The sequence below is a fragment of the Flavobacterium sp. genome, from assembly GCF_023151265.1.
Lineage (GTDB): Bacteria > Bacteroidota > Bacteroidia > Flavobacteriales > Flavobacteriaceae > Flavobacterium.
Window position 1 is genome coordinate 1 of sequence record NZ_JAKLJH010000237.1, and the last position, 1,680, is coordinate 1,680.

The window sequence follows — 1,680 nt, forward strand, 5'->3', positions numbered from 1 at the left end:
TAAAATTTCTCCAATCTGTGTTCCAAAAATTGAATTTTGAACTTGTAATTGCACTTGAATTTGAATCTACTCGAAACTCCCATAGAATATCTCAAAGGCGTTGGACCACAACGGGGCGATTTATTGCGCAAGGAGTTGGGCATTCATAAATATGCAGATTTACTGAATTTATTTCCCAATCGTTATATTGATAGAACACGTTATTATAAGATAAACGAACTCCAAAACAGCAATTCCGAAGTTCAAATCGTTGGAAAAATCATCAATATTAAAACGGTAGAACAAGGCAAAGGAAAATCGAGATTAGTTGCAACTTTTGTAGATGAAACCGGACAAATGGAACTCGTGTGGTTTCAAGGTCAAAAATGGATTCGCGAAAGTATCAAAATTAATGTTCCCTATGTGATTTTTGGAAAAGTAACCAAATTTGGCGCTACTTACAACATGGCACATCCTGAAATGGAATTGTTAGAAGAACACAAAGCGAGTCTTCGTTCTGCCATGCAACCGGTTTATCCAAGTACGGAAAAATTAGCAAATAAAGGAATTTCGAACAAAGTCATCAATAAAATGATGCAACAATTGTTTGTGGAAACCCAAGCTTTGTTCTCTGAAAATTTACCGAATTATCTTTTAGAAGAATTGAAGTTGATTCCAAAAAATGCGGCTTTATTCAATATTCATTTTCCAAAAAGTCAAGATTTATTGGCAAAAGCGCAATTCCGATTGAAGTTTGAAGAATTGTTTTTCATTCAATTGCAATTGATTACGAAGAATCTTATTCGCAAACACAAAATCAAAGGAATGCCGTTTGAAAAAGTGGGAGAAAACTTCAATAATTTCTATAAAAATCATTTGCCTTTCGATTTAACGAATGCTCAAAAAAGAGTATTAAAAGAAATCCGAAATGATTTAGGAAGCAATGCTCAAATGAATCGTTTATTACAAGGCGACGTAGGTTCTGGAAAAACTATCGTGGCATTAATGTGCATGCTTTTGGCAAAAGATAATGGCTTTCAAAGTTGCTTAATGGCACCAACGGAAATTTTAGCCAATCAACATTTTAATGGGATTTCAGAATTATCTAAAGAACTCAATATCAATATAAAAATATTAACTGGTTCAACTAAAACTTCAGATAGAAAAATCATCCACGAAGAACTTGAAAATGGAAGTTTAGATATTTTAATTGGAACGCATGCTTTATTGGAAGACAAAGTCCAATTTCATAATTTAGGTTTAGCGATTATAGATGAGCAACACAGATTTGGTGTAGAACAACGTTCTAAACTTTGGAAGAAAAATGATGTTCCTCCTCACGTTCTCGTTATGACTGCTACTCCTATTCCGCGAACTTTAGCTATGAGTTTGTATGGTGATTTGGATATTTCAGTCATCGATGAATTGCCTCCAGGAAGAAAACCGATACAAACAGTCCATCGTTACGATTCGAACCGATTGAAAGTTTGGAAATTCTTAAAAGATGAAATTGCGAAAGGACGCCAAGTATATATTGTATATCCGTTAATTCAAGAATCGGAAAAAATGGATTATAAGGATTTAATGGAAGGTTACGAAAGTATTTCACGAGATTTTCCTTTACCTCAATATTCTATTTCTATCGTTCACGGAAAAATGAAACCCGCTGATAAAGACGAAGAAATGCGTCGATTCTCAGAA

1 protein-coding gene is annotated in these 1,680 nt (G+C 34.0%); it reads left to right on the forward strand.

What is annotated here, in order from left to right; genetic code table 11:
* Positions 1 to 54: 54 nt before the first annotated feature.
* A partial coding sequence (locus L6Q46_RS13950) for an ATP-dependent DNA helicase RecG (RefSeq protein WP_291284821.1) occupies positions 55 to 1,680 on the forward strand: 1,626 nt, incomplete at its 3' end.